The organism is Streptococcus sp. 2022WUSS083, from assembly GCF_044427155.1.
Lineage (GTDB): Bacteria > Bacillota > Bacilli > Lactobacillales > Streptococcaceae > Streptococcus > Streptococcus hashimotonensis.
The window spans coordinates 32,319-50,816 of the sequence record NZ_JAOTGK010000005.1; the positions used below are offsets into that span (position 1 = coordinate 32,319).

Annotated in this window: 17 protein-coding genes; 6 read left to right on the forward strand and 11 right to left on the reverse strand. The window is 42.6% G+C overall.

What is annotated here, in order from left to right; genetic code table 11:
* Positions 1 to 34 precede the first annotated feature (34 nt).
* The 4 genes from ODU41_RS07455 to ODU41_RS07470 all read left to right on the forward strand — a co-directional run bounded on the left by ODU41_RS07455 (position 35) and on the right by ODU41_RS07470 (position 3,389).
* The gene (locus ODU41_RS07455) at positions 35 to 490 is read left to right on the forward strand and encodes a Fur family transcriptional regulator (protein ID WP_014636557.1); all 456 of its coding nucleotides are present in this window, start codon (positions 35 to 37) and stop codon (positions 488 to 490) included.
* Between the two features lie 163 nt (positions 491 to 653).
* Positions 654 to 2,522 carry a heavy metal translocating P-type ATPase gene (locus tag ODU41_RS07460; RefSeq protein WP_024414393.1) on the forward strand — a complete coding sequence of 623 codons (1,869 nt, stop codon included), beginning with the start codon at positions 654 to 656 and terminating at the stop codon, positions 2,520 to 2,522.
* Between the two features lie 128 nt (positions 2,523 to 2,650).
* Positions 2,651 to 3,175: a hypothetical protein gene (locus ODU41_RS07465; protein WP_024414392.1), complete on the forward strand. Its 525-nt coding sequence runs from the start codon at positions 2,651 to 2,653 to the stop codon at positions 3,173 to 3,175.
* A gap of 1 nt (position 3,176) precedes the next feature.
* Positions 3,177 to 3,389: a helix-turn-helix transcriptional regulator gene (locus ODU41_RS07470; RefSeq protein WP_024414391.1), complete on the forward strand. Its 213-nt coding sequence runs from the start codon at positions 3,177 to 3,179 to the stop codon at positions 3,387 to 3,389.
* A gap of 144 nt (positions 3,390 to 3,533) precedes the next feature.
* Here the strand turns inward: ODU41_RS07470 and ODU41_RS07475 are convergent, their stop codons facing one another.
* The 10 genes from ODU41_RS07475 to ODU41_RS07520 all read right to left on the reverse strand — a co-directional run bounded on the left by ODU41_RS07475 (position 3,534) and on the right by ODU41_RS07520 (position 16,000).
* Positions 3,534 to 4,205: an amino acid ABC transporter permease gene (locus ODU41_RS07475; RefSeq protein ID WP_024414390.1), complete on the reverse strand. Its 672-nt coding sequence runs from the start codon at positions 4,203 to 4,205 to the stop codon at positions 3,534 to 3,536.
* 299 nt (positions 4,206 to 4,504) lie between these two features.
* A complete protein-coding gene (locus ODU41_RS07480) occupies positions 4,505 to 5,380 on the reverse strand; it encodes a transporter substrate-binding domain-containing protein (RefSeq protein ID WP_024414389.1) in 876 nt (291 codons plus the stop codon).
* Positions 5,381 to 5,503: 123 nt separating this feature from the next.
* Positions 5,504 to 6,949, reverse strand: coding sequence for an amidase (locus ODU41_RS07485; protein ID WP_398578846.1), 1,446 nt, complete (start codon positions 6,947 to 6,949; stop codon positions 5,504 to 5,506).
* A gap of 102 nt (positions 6,950 to 7,051) precedes the next feature.
* A complete protein-coding gene (locus ODU41_RS07490; RefSeq protein WP_074391413.1) occupies positions 7,052 to 9,058 on the reverse strand; it encodes a hypothetical protein in 2,007 nt (668 codons plus the stop codon).
* A gap of 147 nt (positions 9,059 to 9,205) precedes the next feature.
* The gene (dnaJ, locus tag ODU41_RS07495; protein ID WP_074391412.1) at positions 9,206 to 10,342 is read right to left on the reverse strand and encodes a molecular chaperone DnaJ; all 1,137 of its coding nucleotides are present in this window, start codon (positions 10,340 to 10,342) and stop codon (positions 9,206 to 9,208) included.
* A 756-nt stretch (positions 10,343 to 11,098) separates the two neighbouring features.
* On the reverse strand, positions 11,099 to 12,922 hold the full coding sequence (gene dnaK, locus ODU41_RS07500) for a molecular chaperone DnaK (protein WP_024417547.1): 1,824 nt from the start codon (positions 12,920 to 12,922) through the stop codon (positions 11,099 to 11,101).
* Between the two features lie 87 nt (positions 12,923 to 13,009).
* Positions 13,010 to 13,522 (reverse strand): nucleotide exchange factor GrpE, encoded by a 513-nt coding sequence (gene grpE, locus ODU41_RS07505; RefSeq protein ID WP_024395523.1) that lies wholly within the window; start codon positions 13,520 to 13,522, stop codon positions 13,010 to 13,012.
* Positions 13,523 to 13,534: 12 nt separating this feature from the next.
* The gene (gene hrcA / locus ODU41_RS07510; RefSeq protein ID WP_024410330.1) at positions 13,535 to 14,569 is read right to left on the reverse strand and encodes a heat-inducible transcriptional repressor HrcA; all 1,035 of its coding nucleotides are present in this window, start codon (positions 14,567 to 14,569) and stop codon (positions 13,535 to 13,537) included.
* A gap of 215 nt (positions 14,570 to 14,784) precedes the next feature.
* On the reverse strand, positions 14,785 to 15,048 hold the full coding sequence (locus tag ODU41_RS07515; protein ID WP_024380110.1) for a hypothetical protein: 264 nt from the start codon (positions 15,046 to 15,048) through the stop codon (positions 14,785 to 14,787).
* A 91-nt stretch (positions 15,049 to 15,139) separates the two neighbouring features.
* Complete coding sequence (locus ODU41_RS07520; protein WP_105095394.1) at positions 15,140 to 16,000, reverse strand: Rgg/GadR/MutR family transcriptional regulator; 861 nt, start codon at positions 15,998 to 16,000, stop codon at positions 15,140 to 15,142.
* Positions 16,001 to 16,098: 98 nt separating this feature from the next.
* Here ODU41_RS07520 and ODU41_RS07525 point away from each other — a divergent pair, with 98 nt between their 5' ends.
* Both ODU41_RS07525 and ODU41_RS07530 read left to right on the forward strand, forming a co-directional pair.
* Positions 16,099 to 16,995, forward strand: coding sequence for an ATP-binding cassette domain-containing protein (locus ODU41_RS07525; protein WP_100664731.1), 897 nt, complete (start codon positions 16,099 to 16,101; stop codon positions 16,993 to 16,995).
* Complete coding sequence (locus ODU41_RS07530; RefSeq protein WP_238710727.1) at positions 16,979 to 17,671, forward strand: ABC transporter permease; 693 nt, start codon at positions 16,979 to 16,981, stop codon at positions 17,669 to 17,671. Before ODU41_RS07525 ends, ODU41_RS07530 begins: the two co-directional genes overlap by 17 nt.
* A gap of 81 nt (positions 17,672 to 17,752) precedes the next feature.
* Here ODU41_RS07530 and ODU41_RS07535 read toward each other — a convergent pair whose 3' ends face one another.
* The gene (locus tag ODU41_RS07535; RefSeq protein WP_398578847.1) at positions 17,753 to 18,448 is read right to left on the reverse strand and encodes a histidine phosphatase family protein; all 696 of its coding nucleotides are present in this window, start codon (positions 18,446 to 18,448) and stop codon (positions 17,753 to 17,755) included.
* Between the last annotated feature and the right edge of the window lie 50 nt (positions 18,449 to 18,498).

Below are 18,498 nucleotides of genomic sequence, written 5' to 3' on the forward strand. Positions count from 1 at the left end.
AATTTTTATAAAATAGTAACGAAAGGAGGAAACTATGGAACTCCATTCTCACCTCAATGCAGAAAACCAAACTGCTTTTGAACACGTCATCCAACATCTAAAAGAAAAGGGTGTACGCATTACCGAAACTAGAAAAGCAGTCGTTGCCTACATTATCGAAAGCGATGACCACCCTAGTGCTGAAATGATTTATCAAGATTTACTCCCTAACTACCCCAACATGAGCCTGGCGACTGTTTACAACAACCTCAAACTTCTATTGGAAGAAGGGTTCGTGACTGAATTGAAACGGACCAATGATAATACAACTTATTATGACTTTATGGGGCATGAGCACCTCAATGTTATTTGTGAAGTCTGTGGAAAAATCACTGATTTCATGGATGTAGAAATCCCGAGCTTGAAGAAGGAAGCTCATACCCAAACTGGTTACAAAATTACAAAAGAGGTGCTATCCATCTACGGCATTTGTCCTGATTGCCAAGGCTAAAAGATGAATATCAAAGCGGCTTTTTGTCGCTTTTTTTATTTCCCTTTGAATTATCAGAATATTCTTATTTAGAATTGTTATAAATAACTTGACTTTCTTTTTTATAATCGTTATAATTAACTTAGTTAAATGATAATAATTATAAATAAGGAAACAGAAAACTATGACACTCGTATCCAACCTCAAACAACACAGCCACATCATCACAACCGCTCTCTGCTTGGTGCTCATTCTAATGGGTATCCTTCTGCTTCAGACTGGACAGGGATGGACTCCTATCTTCTTCATTTCAGCCTTTGTCATCGGTGGCTACCAGTCTGCCAAGGAAGGCATTTCTGAGCTCATTTTCGATAAGCACCTGTCTGTTGACCTCCTTATGATTTTGGCTGCTATCGGCTCTGGTCTAATCGGCTACTGGATGGAGGGGGCTCTACTCATCTTTATCTTCTCCCTTTCTTCTACTCTGGAAGAATTAGCCATGGAAAAAAGCAAAAATGCCATCGCAGCTCTGATGAACATGACCCCTCCAACGGCTCGCAAAATCGAGGAAAATGGTGACATCACTGTCTTAGACACCGCAGCCATCCGCATCGGTGACCTCCTACAAGTTCGCAAGGGCGACACGGTCCCACTGGATGCAACCCTCATCAGCCCACAATCCATCTTTGACGAATCCATGATTACAGGCGAGCCACTCCCTGCGGAAAAAGTAGCTGGTGCTGCTGTTATCGGCGGCACTATCAACCAAGGTCCAACGGTGACCGTTCAAGTTACAGCTGAAAAAGGCGATGCCCTCTTCGATAAAATCGTTCAAATGGTCGAAAATGCCCAAGAATCCAAATCAAAAACGGCGACTTTCATTGAAAATATGGAAGATACCTATGTGAAAGTTGTCTTGGTGGTGGTACCGCTCTTTATCCTCTTTGCTCATTTTGCTCTGGGTTGGGACTGGTTGACTGCCTTCTACCGTGGCATGATTCTCTTGACCATTGCTTCTCCATGTGCTCTTGTGGCATCTTCTTCACCGGCGACACTTTCTGCCATCAGCCGTGCGGCTCGCAAGGGCATGATTATCAAAGGAGGCGACATTGCGGATAAGATCGCCAATCTAGAGGCCATCGTCTTTGACAAGACTGGTACCTTAACCATTGGCAAACCTGAAGTTGTGGGAGCAACCTACCTTGGCGATGAAAAACTTATCAAGCAGGTTGTTCAGGCAGTTGAAAAACAATCGAGTCACCCGATCGCTCAAGCTCTCATGACCTATACGGCTGACAGCTCCGCTATTGCCCTCCAAAGCCTAGAAGACGTGACCGGAAAAGGCTTGGTGGCGGGCTATGAGGGCGACAGCTGGAAAATCGGTAAGGCGGGCTTTGTGGTGGATAGTTTGGTGAGTCCCTTGTCTGCTGACTTGCTGGCACAGATCGATGAGGCAGAAAGCACTGGGAAAACCCTGGTCTATGTCAGTCAAAATGATCTGCTGACGGCGATTTTCATGGTGGAAGATAGTTTGAAGCCAGAGAGCAAACAGCTGATTGCCCAGTTGAAAGAGATGGGCGTGACGCCAATTCTCCTGACGGGCGACCAAGAAAAGACGGCTCGTTATGTGGCGAGTCAGGTCGGTATTGACCGTGTGATTGCCAACTGTCTGCCGACGGACAAGGCTGCTGTTATCCAAGAACTGCAAACCGAGTTTTCGTCTGTCGGTATGGTAGGCGACGGTATCAACGATGCTCCTGCCCTTGCTCAAGCCAATGTCAGCTACGCTATGGGAAGCGGAACGGACATCGCTATGGAGTCAGCCGACATCGTGCTCATGGAAGACCTGACACGGATTCCTTACTCCATTCACCTCTCTAAGAAAATGCGGGGCATCATCAAGCAGAACATCATCTTTGCCCTTTCTGTTATTGCCCTTCTTATCATTTCTAACCTCTTCCAGTCTATCAACCTACCGCTCGGTGTGGTCGGCCACGAAGGATCAACGATTTTGGTGATTTTGAATGGGTTGAGATTACTGTATTTTAAATAGCTTCAAACCGCCAGTTGCTTGGCGGTTTTCTTGTTATTCTAAAAAAACGCTTGCATTTTAACAATTATTGTTTTATAATAATCACGAAGATAATATTATCATAAAACAATAATAATCGGAGGTTTACTATGAAAAACAATCTACTCAAAACAGCAGGATTGGTTGCTGCATGTGTTCGCTTTTTCTTCTATTTTTTGATTGCTTGCTATATCTTTTTCACATTGGCTGGTCTTGGAGGCGACTCCTTTGTGCTAGGCTCTTGGGAGTATACCTTTAACAAACCCATTGACCAGATTGGTATCTGGCTCATCCTTTTATCAAGTGGATTAATCTTACTCGTCTTGGCGGCACTCAGTCATATTGCCTACTTGATTCAAAAGTTATGTAAATTGCTTTTGGAAGAAGATTATTTCGCTTCAGCGAGTCTGAAACTGTATCAGAAACTCTTCATCAGTTTGCTGGTCTTGACAGCTGGTCAATTCGGACTAACCAGCTTGATTGCCCTGACAAATGCTGCTGGCCCAAACAACTTCCTCAATCTGCGTTGGTCAGATTTTACCCTCAATGCTCTCTTTATCTTCCTGACTTATTTTGTCTGGACCTTAGTACAAAAGGGGCAACAACTTGAAACCGAGAACAGCGAGTTTATCTGATATGGAAATGATTCGCGTAAACTTAGACAAGGTCCTCAAAGACCGACAAATGACTTCCAAGGACTTGGCGGAGCAAGTCGGCATCACCGAAGCCAACCTATCCATTCTCAAGACAGGCAAGGCAAAAGGCATTCGTTTCAACACCCTGATGAGCATCTGCCGAATCCTAGACTGCCAACCAGGAGATATTTTGGAATATGTGAGTGAGGGGTAGATACATAAAAAGAGATGAAGCAAAAAGGCTTTAATATAAAAAAATAGCTTAGAACCGCGCCATTCGAGACGTTAATTCTAAGCTATTTTTGATTGTTCAAATTTTAATCGAAAGGCTAAAGTTTTAGTCTTACCCATCCTGTTTTTAATAAGTCGCCAAGCGTTTTTCTAGTTGTAATTGACCAAATGCATAAAGGGTACAGATAGCCCAATAAATAAGGGCTACACAGATGTAAACGGTCATGTAGTCCGACTTGGCTCCGCCGACTATTTTTGCCTTATTGAAAATCTCTGGTACAGTAATCATGGCTGTCAGAGAGGTACTTTTGACCATGTCTAAGAGGACGTTGCTAAGGGGTGGAAGGGCAATGCGAAAGGCTTGGGGAATGATGATTTTTCGGTAAATCACATTGGTCCGCAAACCCAGGGAACGCGCCGCTTCCCATTGCCCCTTATCAATGGCTGAAAGAGATGCACGAATAATTTCAGAAATGTAGGCACTGGACATGGAGGTAAAGGCGATGATAGAGGCTGTTATGGCATCTAACTGCAAGCCCATAAAGGGCAGACCAAAATAGATGAAGAAAAGAAGAACCATGAGGGGAATGCCACGCATGAGAGAAATATGGGCCATAGCCAACCAACGCAAGGGTCCAAACTTAGACATCCGCATGAGGGCTACAAAAAATCCACAGAAAGTCCCCAAGGCAAAACCAATTAGGGATAGGGATAGAGTGTAGGGAAGTCCCTCCAAAATCTGTGGAATAGCCTCTCTTGCAATAGCTGCATTAAAAACTGCCTGCCAGTTAATATCCATATCTTCTCCTCTTTCCTAAAAACCAGATAGACCTTGCCAGTCTGGGACTGACAAAGTCTATACAAGATGCATTTATCGTCATTTAGTTTTTCTTTTATTACTTCGTTAACTCACCTTGCCTGATTGAAACAGTCTGGGGGACTGTTTCAAGTCAATGCCAAGAAACAAGAAAGCATTGAGATATGCCTGCGGCTATTGAGGCGAAATTGCTTCGCCCTATCCCCAGCCTTCAAAGGTTCCCCGAACCTTTGGAGCGAGTACTAAAAGTAAACTAAAAGACTATAATTTGATACTAATTCTTATTCAACTTCGATAACTGGCAATTTATCAGCATTTTCAACAGGGATTGTCAAATCTTGTCCTGCATAGTATTTCTCAGAAATTGCCTTCAAAGTTCCGTCAGCTTTCATTGCTTCAAGAGCTTCGTCAATTTTTTCTTTCAAGCTTGTGTCAGCCTTGCTCATGACAATCCCTTGTTCAGTTGGATTGTATTTTGCATCACCCATCTTCACTTTGATGTCTGGGAAGTTGGCATTTGCCCATTTGATGGCCATGACTTGTGTGTAGTAGTCGTTTGGAATGAAGTCTGTACGACCTGTTGATACATCACGCAAATAAACATCGTTGGTTACGTTGTCATAGATAACTGGCTCTGCACCTTGCTTTTCAGCAATTTTCATGTACTGAGTACCTGCACCACCACCAGCTTTTTTACCAGTCCAGTCGCTCAAGTCAGCTGCTTCGATTCCTGATGAACCATCTTCACGGACAATGTAGCCACCAACTGAATACTTGTAAGGGATAGAGAAGTTGTACTTTTCCTTACGCGCTTCCGTCATGTCAAAGTTGTTAACAGAAATATCAACCTTGCCACTGTCAACAGCTGTAAAGGCTTCTGCCACACCGATTTCTTGGTATTCGATTTCCAATTTCAAACGTTTACCAATTTCATTGATCATGTCAATTTCATAACCGACCAATTCTTTAGCATCGTTGTAGTAAGAAGTTGGGAAAAGGGTACCTGGTGTTGCAACTTTCAAGACACCTGCTTCTTGTACTTTTTCCCATTGAGTCTGTTCAGCAGAAGAACTGCTAGTATTAGAACTTGAGCTAGAACATGCTGCCAAGGTCAAAGTAGAAACCAAGAGAGCTGAGGCCAAAACTTTTTTCAACATAAAACAATCTCCTTTGGAAGCCATAGCTTCCCTTTTACTTTTTCGGTGTTAACCCACCAACTTTTACAGGTTAACATTTTGAAAACGTTTTGGCAAATAATTGAACTGAAAAAATGAATTCCCTTACAAGTTGAGTAAACCTGCTGCCTCCATTTGGTCTGCCAACTGCAAGAGTAAATCCTCTCGTCCCTTGGCTGCTGTCAATTGGATGCCGATTGGCAAGCCGTCAGCCCGCACATAAGTTGGCAGAGAAATGGCTGGCTGACCACAAATATTGGCCTGCTGCGTAAAGGGAGTTAGGGCTAGGCTGTCCTCGAACATTTGCCAGATCAGGGCCTGCTGCTCTTCCATGGAATAATTCTGAGTGTGCTTGAGGCGGTCCAGCAAATCTGCTGGCAGGCCAAATTGCCCATGCTTGGGCGCTACATCAGCCACCGTCGGTGTCAGAAGCAAGTCGTATTCCTCATGGAAACGCGCCATGCTGGCTCCAAACTGGTCCCAGTCCAAGAGGGCCTTGGAGTGCAATTTGGCTGGAATGGTTTGCCCGCTTTGGTAAATAGCCCAGGACATGACTTCCATGTCATCCAAGGTCATCTGGCGCCCAAAAGCTGCCTCGATATCGTCAAACATCTGGGCTGTGTCCACGCTGTTCATCAGGTAGAAGGATTTCATCAGGGCCACTCCATCCAGAGGATATTCTGACAACTCCACCAGCTCATGCCCTAAGTCAGCCAAGTGATGACAGGCTTTTTGAACCGCTTCTACCGCTTCAGGACTGACCTTGCTCCCTACTGGAGACTTGCTATAGTAGGCTATTTTAAGGGGACGAGACAATTTTCCAAACACCTCCGCCTCGCTCAGCTTGGCAAGGGGAAAGGGGGCTTCCAGCTGATAGTCCTGGAAATGGTAAAGTAGGCGCTGGGTATCGCGGACAGACTTGGTCAGGGCAAAATTGACAGATGCCCCCTGCCAGCCACGATAAGACTTGGGACCAACTGGAATCCGACCACGACTGGTTTTGAGTCCGATCAAGCCATTGAAGGAGGCTGGGATGCGAATTGAGCCACCACCATCCGATGCAGCAGCAATAGAAACCATGCCTGAAGCCAGTGCTGCGGCTGCACCACCACTTGATCCACCAGCATTGCGACTGGGGTCCAAGGGAAGATTGACAGGACCATGCAGGCTGGCATCTGAGATATTTTTGAAGCCGAATTCTGGCGTGTTGGTCCGACCGACAATGATGAAGCCCAAGTCCTTCAATCGTTGAACATAGGTATCGGTATGGCCTGCTGGCCGACCAGCAAGCAGGCGAGAGCCTGCAGAAGATGGCTGCCCCTTTTCATTTTGCCCCAAATCCTTCAGCAAGAAAGGAACTCCTGCAAATGGCTTGCCCAGGTAGTCTTCTTTCTCCGCTTCTTTCAGGGCTTCCTCATATTGCTTGCTGACAACCGCATTGAGGGCGGGATTGAGCTTTTCAATCCTGTCAATGGTTTCTTGCACCAATTCCTTGGCAGAAACTTGTTTTTGATTGACAGCCTGAGCCATGGCTGTCGCATCTTTCCACATAGGCATCTCCTTGTATTTTTTATTAGCTTATCATGAAAGTAAAAAATCAGCAAGAAGTTCATTTTTCCTGCTGATTTTCATACCTTCAACCCTCACTATAACCTAGTTATCCGTATTCACTTTTTCAACAATCTCAATATCATACTCTCCAAAATCCCCATCTTGCGTCAGTTGAATAGTGTATTTTTTTCCTTTTTCCAACTCAAACGTGCCCTGATAGTCACCACTAATCTGATTATGGTATTCATCCAAAATAAGTAGGCTAGCTACGTCATTTGTCACCGATACAGAGTAGCTACCAGTAGCATCTGGGATAAATTGATAGGTATGTACCTCATTAGTAAAGGTCATTTCAGCTGATAAAAGAGTGTCTAGCGAAATCTTACGCATATCACTAGCATAGCCAATTTTAAGGCTATAATCACTGACTTCCTTCTCCTGGTAAACAAAGATTGAGTATTCCTCATCTTTTTCTAAGGTAACTGCCATCGCTGACTCATAAGAAGAGATTTCTCCTATTTTTTCCTTCAGTCTATTTTTAATCACTACTGACATGACTGCATCCGCCATTTTATCAGTCAATTCAAAGCCATATACTCCGCTACGCGGTGCTGTAAAAGTATAGTGATTGACCTGATCTGTAAATTCTATACTATCCTTCACCAGCGTGTAATTTGTAATATTCTCCAAGGGTTTCTGCACCCCAATATTTAATGTGTAGCTACTTAAGGAGGAATAGGTTTGGTGCCGAACCCCAATTGTATAGTTCTCTGATTCCTTTAAATAAAATGCCGAATAGGAATTTCCACTTGCCTCTAATTTTTTTCCATATGAATCCAACACATAGATAGAAAAACCAGCATCAGCTAAAACTTCTGTTAGACCCAGATGGTACAGACCCTCTCTTGGAGCAATATAAGAATAGACATTCGTTTGACCAGCAAAGGTCACCGAGTCTTTTACAAGGGTTGCCTTAGAAATATCCCTTGTTTCCTTAGCCAGAGTTAATTTTAAACTGTAAGTCACATCTGAATACTGACGTTTGGTTTTGATGGTGTACACTTTTCCAGCATCCAACTCTACAACTGTGCCTCCTGAACTAAAACTTTCTAGTTGTTGATTCGCTTCATCCAGCACTTCTACACTGACGTAACTTCCTTCTTTTAAACCAACCAATTCAAGATAGTAATTTCCTGTAATAGGTGCTGTATAAGAATATTCTTTTAGATTTTCAGACTCAGTTACTGTATCCCGACCTTCTGCTGGGAAAGAAACTTCCTGTGCTGTCTCAATCTCAATCGTTTCTCCCGCAGCAACGGGAGCAACAACTAAACTTTTAGCTTCTTTCTTGGACTCAACCTCTTCAATCGTAGATGAAGATTGTACAGCTTGAGAAGGAACTTCTTTTTGTTGGGTAAATATACCAGAAACCTGTCTATAGCCTATGGTCAGCAAGATGAGCAAAGCACTATAAAACAAGAGTTGGAATTTGTATTGAAAGATAAAAGAGTGCAGAATTGTCAGCAACCATCGTATCAAGTAAAAAGGTGTTAGAAGAATGTTTAACGCTTTATTTTTGGAATTCCCTTTAAAAATGTGTCGGAAATAATCTTTGATTACAATCCCTTTATGATTGTTTTTCAAAGCTAAAAAATCCATGATATTACTTTCACGAATCAAGCTAAAAATAGTAATAGGAATCGTTAACCAGACTGCACTAAGTACAGAAAACTTATCAATAAAATACAGTTGAACAACCGTTGGAATGATCAAACTCAAAATCACCAAAATTAACTCGTTAAAAAACTTAGCTATCTTCAGATAATAAGCTTTCATATACGATTGGAAATAATGTTCAACATCCAGTTCCGACAATTGAAATACTTCTGATAAATTCTGCTTCATCTGCTCATAACTGGAGCTAGCCTCATTCACTATTTTTAGCTCAACAAAGTTCTCCAAGTCTTCATCATCAACCAAGCCAGATATCTGATCCATGGTAACATTTGTCCCCTTATAAACTTGCTCTAGAAAATTCTTTGTAGCTAGCTTAATCCCTTGTTCTTCCCTAAATAGCTCGATTGCCTTTAATATTTTTGAACCAGCCATAATATCTCCTTTTCATATAAACTCCTTATTATAGCTATTCTGACATATTTCCCTGTAAATTTCAACCCCACTACTAGCACTTCTATTATAGAGCCTAAAAAATCAGCAAGCTGGGCTTACTGATTTTGAATGTTTGTTCAAAACAAATTACAATTCCTCAAAGGCATCTTTTACCTTGTCAAAAAATCCTTTTTTATGGGGCTTGACATCAATATTTCCTGCTGCCGCGAATTCTTTAAGAGCTGCTTTTTGGCGGTCATTCAAACCTGTCGGAGTGACGATATTTACTGTGACATATTGATCACCAATAGCTCCACCACGAACACTTGGGGCACCTTTTCCTTTGAGTCGGAAGGTCTTACCAGTCTGGGTACCTTCAGGAATGACCATATCCACATCACCGTGAACCGTTGGCACATGAACTGTATCTCCAAGTGCTGCTTGGACAAAGTTGAGGTTCAGTTTATAGTGAATAGTGGTCCCTTCACGTTCAAACTTGTCTGAAGGTTGGACCTGAATGACAACGTAGAGATCTCCGTAAGGACCTCCATTGAAACCAGCTTCACCTTGACCTGCCAAGCGAATACGTTGACCAGTTTCCACACCAGCTGGCACCTTAACCGTCACAGTATGGGCTTGTTTTTCATGACCAGTTCCATGACAGGTTGTACATGGGTCTTTGATTTGTTTTCCGCGACCATGACAGACATCACAGGTCATTTGACGGCGCATGGTTCCAAGTGGAGTTTGGGTGTCCACATTGATCACTCCAGAACCATGACAACGCCCACAGGTTACTGGACTTGTTCCAGGTTTGGCACCTGAACCTGTACAGGTTCGACAAGTTGCCTCACGGTTATAGGAAACTTCACGTTCCACACCAAAAATCGCTTCTTCAAACTTCAAGTTGACCGCATACTGCAAGTCATCCCCTTGACGAGGTGCATTAGGATTGCGCGTCGCACCACCTCCACCAAAGAAGCTAGAGAAAATGTCTTCAAAGCCACCGAAACCTGCTCCGTCGAAACCACCAAAGCCTCCTGCTCCTCCGCCGAAGCCACCGTTTGCTCCAGCAGGACCATACTGGTCATAGGCAGACCGTTTTTGCGGATCGCTCAAGGTTTCATAAGCCTCTTGGACCTCCTTGTATTTATCCTCCGCACCCGGATCCTTGTTAATATCTGGATGGTATTTCTTTGAAAGCTTCCGATAAGCCTTCTTAATCTCGTCCTGAGAAGCGCTCTTAGAAACGCCCAGACGATCGTAATATTCTGTATTGTTCATAGTTTATGATACAAAAGGCGTTAAGCGGACACAGCCAAAATAGGAGTTTTGACGCAGGACGCCACCGTCCTAGGAAAAACTATCTTTTTGGTACAGTCCGTAGCCCGTGTTCGAATTACCGAACTTGTATTCCTTTCTTTGAAATGTTGAAAGTAGCCCGTGTTCGATTACGAACACTTTCCTTTCTATGAAGATATTAAGCCGTTAAGCGACTCAAAGAAAAATAAGGAGTGAAAGTGTCCGGTGGAACACTTTCAGCCCTGTCGCACAAAAATAATAAGCGACAGGTATTCCTCAAAAAGTCTATCCCCAGACTTTTTGACTTTTTCATAGAGTCGTAGGCGTATTCAATTCTGTAAAAGTTAGAAGGGTATTTACCCAAAAACAGAGGCTGGGTTGCAACCTCTGTGATTGGAAATTTTATTGACGAATGATTTCTATTCTCGAGAAGATGAGAATTGAGTTCGAGCTAAGAACTTCGGAAAAAATGATTTTCCAAACCCTAGATACTCAAAGAAATTCAAGACTAGGCTAGGCAACTGGACGAAGATTGAACTAGAGTTCATCGAGGAGAGTTAACAAAGCCTAGTGAAGAATTTCGAAGCTCGGGATAAAAAGGTCTCCTGAACCATTTACGACGTGAGAAAACAAAGTCGATAATACTTTGTTTTCGAGCTAGTAAGACACCTAGGTTAGCCGCAATAGCGGTAACCGTTAACTGATGAGCTACTTTTAGTAGCCATCAGTTTTGGTGTGTTACTTTTCAGTAAACTCGCCGTCTACGACATCATCGCCTGCGTTGTTAGCTGTTTGGGCGCCTTCTTGGCCTGCGGCTGCTTGTTGTGCTGCTGCGGCTTGCTCGTAGAGTTTCACTGCAAGAGCTTGAGCTTTTTCATTGAGGTTTTCAAGTTTCGCTTTCATGTCGTCCAAGTTGTTAGCCTCTTGAGCTGCTTTCAACTCGTCAAGAGCTGCTTGAGCTTGGTCACGTTCTGCGTCGAAGCCTTTGCCTTCAGTTTCTTTCAGAGTTTTCTCAGTCGCAAAGATTGCTTGGTCAACATCGTTACGAAGGTCAACTTCTTCCTTACGTTTCTTATCTGCTTCAGCGTTTGCTTCTGCATCTTTCATCATGCGGTCGATTTCTTCATCTGTCAAACCTGAGTTAGACTGGATAACGATGGTTTGCTCTTTTTGCGTACCAAGGTCTTTGGCTTTTACAGAAACAATACCGTTCTTGTCGATGTCAAATGTTACTTCGATTTGTGGAATACCACGAGGTGCTGCAGGGATGTCAGTCAATTGGAAGCGACCAAGAGTCTTGTTGTCTGCTGCCATTGGACGCTCACCTTGAAGCACGTGGATATCAACAGCTGGCTGGTTGTCTGCCGCAGTTGAGAAGACTTGTGATTTAGAAGTTGGGATAGTTGTGTTGCGGTCGATAAGTTTTGTAAATACACCACCCATTGTTTCGATACCAAGTGACAATGGTGTTACGTCAAGAAGAACAACGTCTTTGACATCACCAGTGATGACACCACCTTGGATTGCCGCACCCATAGCAACAACTTCATCAGGGTTCACAGATTTGTTTGGCTCTTTACCAGTCTCAGCCTTAACAGCTTCTACAACGGCTGGGATACGAGTTGAACCACCGACAAGGATAACTTCGTCGATTTCTGACAAGCTGAGTCCAGCATCTGAAAGAGCTTGACGAACAGGAATTTTTGTACGTTCTACAAGGTCGTAAGTCAATTCGTCAAATTTCGCACGAGTCAATGTCATTTCCAAGTGAAGCGGACCTGCTGCACCTGCAGTGATGAACGGCAAGCTGATTTGAGTTGATGTTACACCTGACAAGTCTTTCTTCGCTTTTTCAGCCGCATCTTTCAAACGTTGAAGGGCCATCTTGTCAGCTGACAAGTCGATGCCATTTTCTTTCTTGAATTCTGCTACCATGTGGTCGATAATCTTTTGGTCAAAATCGTCACCACCGAGCTTATTGTCACCTGCTGTTGCAAGTACGTCAAAGACACCGTCACCGAGTTCAAGGATAGATACGTCGAAAGTACCACCACCAAGGTCGAATACCAAGATTTTCTCGTCTTTGTCAGTCTTATCCAAACCGTAAGCAAGGGCTGCTGCAGTTGGCTCGTTGACAATACGTTCTACTTCAAGACCCGCGATTTTACCAGCGTCTTTTGTTGCTTGACGTTGGGCATCGTTGAAGTAAGCTGGAACAGTGATAACCGCTTTGGTTACTTTTTCACCAAGGTATTCTTCAGCGTAGCCTTTCAAGTATTGAAGGATCATTGCTGAGATTTCTTGTGGAGTGTATTCTTTGCCGTTTGCTGAAACTTTTTCAGAAGTTCCCATTTTTGATTTGATAGAGATAATGGTATCTGGGTTAGTCACTGCTTGGCGTTTTGCCGCGTCACCAACGATGATTTCACCATTTTTGAAAGACACAACAGACGGTGTTGTGCGGTTTCCTTCTGGGTTTGCGATGATTTTTGATTCAGTTCCTTCAAGAACTGCAACTGCTGAGTTTGTTGTACCTAAGTCAATACCGATAATTTTAGACATATGTTTTACCTCTTTTTAATTTACTTTCTTTTCAAGTAGTTTAACGACATTTCGGTCAAGTTTCTTTTTTGGGAAATAGCAGAGCGACTATTCTGATACGACTACCATAGCAGGTCTCAGTAAGCGTTCATGCAACTTGTAGCCTTTTTGGAAGACTTGAGCGATGTGTTCTGCTGGGCAGTCGTCTGTGGCTGGAACAGTTTGAATAGCCATGTGAAGATTTGGGTCAAAGACATCTGTTGCGACTTCTTCTACCCCTTCTTCTTTGAGGGCTTGAATCAAGCTTTCCTGTACCATTTCCAAGCCTTTTTTGACATCTTCTGTCAAACCTTCGACTTGAAGGGCACGCTCCAAGTTATCCAAGCTCGGCAAGATTTTCTTAGCCAAGTCTTGCGAACGGTAACGCTGAATGGTTTGGCGTTCCTCGTTGGCACGGCGTTGGATATTTTGCATTTCAGCATGGGCACGGAGGTACTTGTTTTCAAATTCCTCTGCACGCTCATTTGCCAAGTCCAATTCTGATTTTTCAGGAGCTTCGACAACTTCTTCTGTTGTTTCAACCTCTTCTACGATTTCTTCGTTTTTGATTTCTTCTGACAAAGCATTCTCCTTCTAATTGACTTCATAATGATTACTACTTAAATATCTGTAGTAATCGGTTAATTTCATAAATAGGACGCGGCTGATGATGTTGATTAAGCTCATCTGCCTACGATAGTCCATGTCAACAGGACCAAGCAAACTCATCTGGGCCATACCCCGATAGGGGATTGGAAAGCGATGATGAATGACTGTCACATCAGCTAGGGCAGGATCCCTATGTTCCGCCACAGAAATGCTGGTCTGCTGGTTTGGTCCCAAACCCTGCCGCAACTCTGGCGCTAAGAACTGTGGGCTATCCAAGAGCTGATAGGTGGCGAGATTGCCATAGGTCAGCGAAGCGACCTTTCCACTGATAAAGACTGATTCTTGGAAGAGGTTGGAAAAGATGTAGTCCATCAGATCCAAGACATTGTCCGTCGTGGTAAAGTAACGCTGCACCACTTGGGGAATCTCCGTCCGCAGCTTGTAGTGGATTGCCAAGACCGTCTGGTCAACGAAGCGTTCATCCACCAGGCGTTTGAGCACTTCCAAGTCCCTGGTCAAAAAGTTCTTGGGAATGGCAAACTGGACGGTAACAGGTTTGGACTGATCCAAGGTCAAGACTGCCAGAGCATCGTGGCTACTGAGTTGCACGATGTCAAAGGAAGTCAACTGCTGACTGGTCGGCTCCACATCTAAGATGACCGAAGTGTAGCCTGTCAAATCCGCTAGGACTGTACTGGCCCGCTCCAAGATGTCTTCCAACTTGAAGGCTTCAAAATCGAAGGCCTTGACTACCTGATAAACATCTTCTTCATTGATGTGTTCCAAGTTGAGCGAGTGGTTGACAAAGTATTGAAAACCAGCCCGACTGGGCATCCGACCACTTGACGTGTGGGCCTTTTCTAGCAAGCCCAGTTGCTCTAGCTTAGCCATATCATTGCGAATGGTAGCCGAACTAGAAGCAATCATCTCCTGTAAGGCTTTAGAACCAACTGGCTCATGATGACGCGTAAACAATTCAACAATCAGATTCAAAATATCATTTTGACGTTGGGTAATCATCTCCGCTCCTTTCATGAACACTGTTGATTTTTATATTTTTAGCACTCTATAACGATGAGTGCTAAACTTTATACTCCCATTATACGCCGAAAAAATGGATTGTCAAGAGGAAAAGACAAAAAATTAGCACTCTTTCACCTAGAGTGCTAAAAATCAGTCTGAGGACCGAGAGCGTTTTTCCTTCAATCAAAAAAATCAGAGAAAACTCCCTGATTTCATTTCTTGATTGTTTTAGAAAATGGTGTTTTATGTGTCGTGATAAAGTTTTCAAGCCAGCTAGCATCATCGCTCTCTGTCGCTACTTCTTCCCTTTCCTCATCCGTGTCCTGTTCTTCATCATCTGAAAAATCGACTTTCCCAAACAGAACTACCTTGCCCTCCGTTTCAGCACTTGCTGAACTGCTATTAGTTGTTAGAAGCCCAAAAGTTACAAAACCTAGCATTGCAAGAGCACCTAAAACAAGTAATTTCTTCATCATTATTTCCTCCAAGATAAATAAACATCGTTTTGTAAAGTTGTAAAACTTACAAGTACTATCTTACAGGAAATGGCGAGCCACTTAAAATTCATTACATATCTGTAACTTTCTCAATTTCCTTATTGATTTGGTGGATTAAATCATAGCAATCTAAAAATTTGGCAATATGTAGGCATTCCTTCATTATTTCTAGGCCATTATCATTTCCATTCATGTAGGACAAGCGTGCTTTTAGGAGTTTAAGCAGCAAGCGATCCCGCATATTCTTTTCCATGATATTGACAGAGTCAAGAATTTTGAGAAAGCGAATAGCAGCAAGCTCCTCTCCCCTATCTAACAAGCTACTCGAAATATTGATGAGCACCTTATAGACATTATCTCTGTTTTCTGTAATATCCATATAAAACTTAGTTCGATTGAGAACTTCCATTCCCAGAACTTCTAACATCTTGCTAGGAAGACCTCTGCTACAATTTCCGAAAATCCAGAGTTCGAATTTCCCCCAATCATCTATGGACATTAAATAGTCCGATAGAATAGCTTTTTCGTCCTCAGAAACATCATAATCAGGATCGCACCATTGCTGCTTGAAGATATGAAAGGCCGCGACCATTACCCTATCAAACGGACGACCATCTCTATCATACTCTGCTTGATGGAACAAAATTTTATTATCCATATACTGAGCATTGTGACTATAAACTGCACGGACAAATTCCTCTGATGAAAACAAATTATCTATCTGAAAGTAGGACTGGTAGAGGGTAGAAAATTCGCCCTCTACCACATTCATCCGTTTCAAGCAATAAAAAAATGTATCTACAGAAAGATTGCTCTTTCCGTTTTCAAAGCGTGATAACTGAGCAGGTGTCACGAAATCCCCTGCCACTTCTTTTAGAGACATATTTTTTGATTCACGAATGAGTTTAAAAATTTTTCCGTAAGTTCCCATTATATTCTCCACGCGTTACATTTATGTAACGAAATTTGCTAACTTTTGAATCTAGTATATCATAGATTTATCATTTTTTTATAGAAAGGCAGGTAGTTATGTCATCTCTCTTATCTACCCAAGAATTATCAAAGCAATATGGGAAACAAAAGGCCGTTCAGCAGGTTTCTTTAACTATTAATAAAGGTGAAATCTGTGGCTTAGTCGGTGAAAATGGTGCTGGGAAAACAACGCTTCTCAGAATGTTATCGGGCCTCATTTCCCAAACTTCAGGTACCATTACTAGCTCAAAAGATTGTCGTATTGGAGCTTTAATTGAATCCCCTGCTCTACAACCTAATTTATCTGCGATCGATAATCTTCGTTACATGGCTCTGCAATTAAATCTCAAGCAAGCGGATGAAAAAATCTTAGAGACATTAGCAATTGTCGGTTTAGAGGATGTGGATCCTAAGAAAAAATCCAAAGATTTTTCACTGGGAATGCGTCAACGTTTAGCCATTGCATTAGCTATCCTAGATGACCCTGATTTTTTAATCCTAGACGAACCGATTAATGGTCTTGACCCTGTTGGAATCAAAGAGATGAGAAGTATTATTTTAAATCTTCGAAATCAATATGGGATGACCATCCTTATCTCCAGTCACATCCTATCAGAGCTTGAGATGGTGGTTGATCGATACATTATTATGCATAAGGGCCTTATCGTCAAAGAATTCTCAAAACAAGAGCTTGAACAAACCCTAGAAGAACAGCTCTATCTACAAACGAACAACCATCCTAAGACCTTGACTATCCTTGAAGAGCATGGCATCGCTTACAAAATAGATAAGGATTATATCAGTCTGTCATCAGATACGAATGTTATGAGCCTCATTCATCTCTTGATAAACCATGAGATTGAGGTCAAAGAAATTTTTAAACAACAAATGTCATTTGAAGATTATTACCTGACATTGATTCAAGAAGGAGAAGAGCATGATACATTACTTTAAAGCTGATTTATTTAAGATTCAAAAAGAACAGAGATTAACGATTTCATTGGGAATATTGGCTTTACTGTCCTTTTTATCCGCTTTTTTGTTGCATGGCAACGAAGACTTCACTAGCTCTCTTATTCAATTGCTTTCTCAATTTATCACACTATTTTTTATCGTTCCAGCCAACCTATTCTTTGGAGAAGATTTTACTTACCGTACCATCAATCATATTATTATCAAGCAACAAACAAGAAAAGGGGTGTTTTTCTATAAAGTCTTAGCAACCCTTGTGCTAGATCTCGCTTATATCCTTCTAGCCTATTTATTGAGTAGCAGTGTTGGCTTGCTTCTAGGTGATCGTATTGATGTTGCAGAAATGCTACAAAGTTTTATTGCTCAAACTCCTTTATTTATCTGTGTCTCTTTGTTATCCGTCCTGATATTTGTCAAGTCCAACAAGGTCAATCAAGCCTATCTTATCTTTAGTTTAATTAGCCTTCTTTTTGACAATATCTCCAACCTCATTACTAGTAATCTACTCCATATGAAATTACCAACAGATTATTTTCTATTCCTTTCCCTCCAACAAGGGGAACATATTTCAAGGTTATCCATGGGTGTTAGCTTTATGGCTACCCTCATCTACCTTTATCTGAGTTACTTTATCTTTAGTAGAAAAGAGTTAAAATGATGTAGCTTAGATTTCATATATAAAAAACATGTATGTCACACATCAGAAAAAACGTATGACATACATGTTTTCATTTCACATTTATTTCCCTTGGGCAATCAATTCTGCTCCACGTTTGCGGTAGGATAGGTCGCCAACTGCTTCAATTAAAAGCTTGCCATTTTCGTATTTGAGGACGGTGATTGAGCCGTTATCCAGGAAGACATTGGCACCACGCTCTGGCTCCAACAGATGGGCCAGGGTTGCAATGGTCATACCGTGACTAACTACAAGGGCATTGCCACCGCCCTGCTTTTCCAAGTCTTGGGCGATGGCCTCAAAGCCTGTCAGGATACGATTGCTCAAGACCTCCCAAGATTCTGCCCAACCAGCGGTATCTGCTTCTTGGATACCTGCTGCGATTTCCGCAAAGGACATGCCTGTCGCATCAAGAGTCCCTTTCAAACGAGGCAGGACACCCTGGAAAAGCTCGGCATCATACATGCCCTCGAAACTACCAAAGCACCATTCACGGATACGCTTGTCTTGGTAATATGGGATTTTTCCTAAAATTCCCAACTCACGCTGGGCAATGGTCATGGTCTGAACGGTCCGCCCCAGGTCACTGGATACGGCTAGTTTAAAATCAATGCCTGCATCCTTGAGCCCCAAGCCCAATTCATGAATTCCTTCCTCACCAGCCTTGGTCAGCGGTGTATCACACCAGCCCTGCACGCGCCCGATGGTATTAAACATGGTTTTCCCATGTCGAGAAATATATAATCTTACATCTGCCATAGTGTTCTCCTTGTCTTTTCTTACTATTAAGTATAGCAAAAAACCGACTG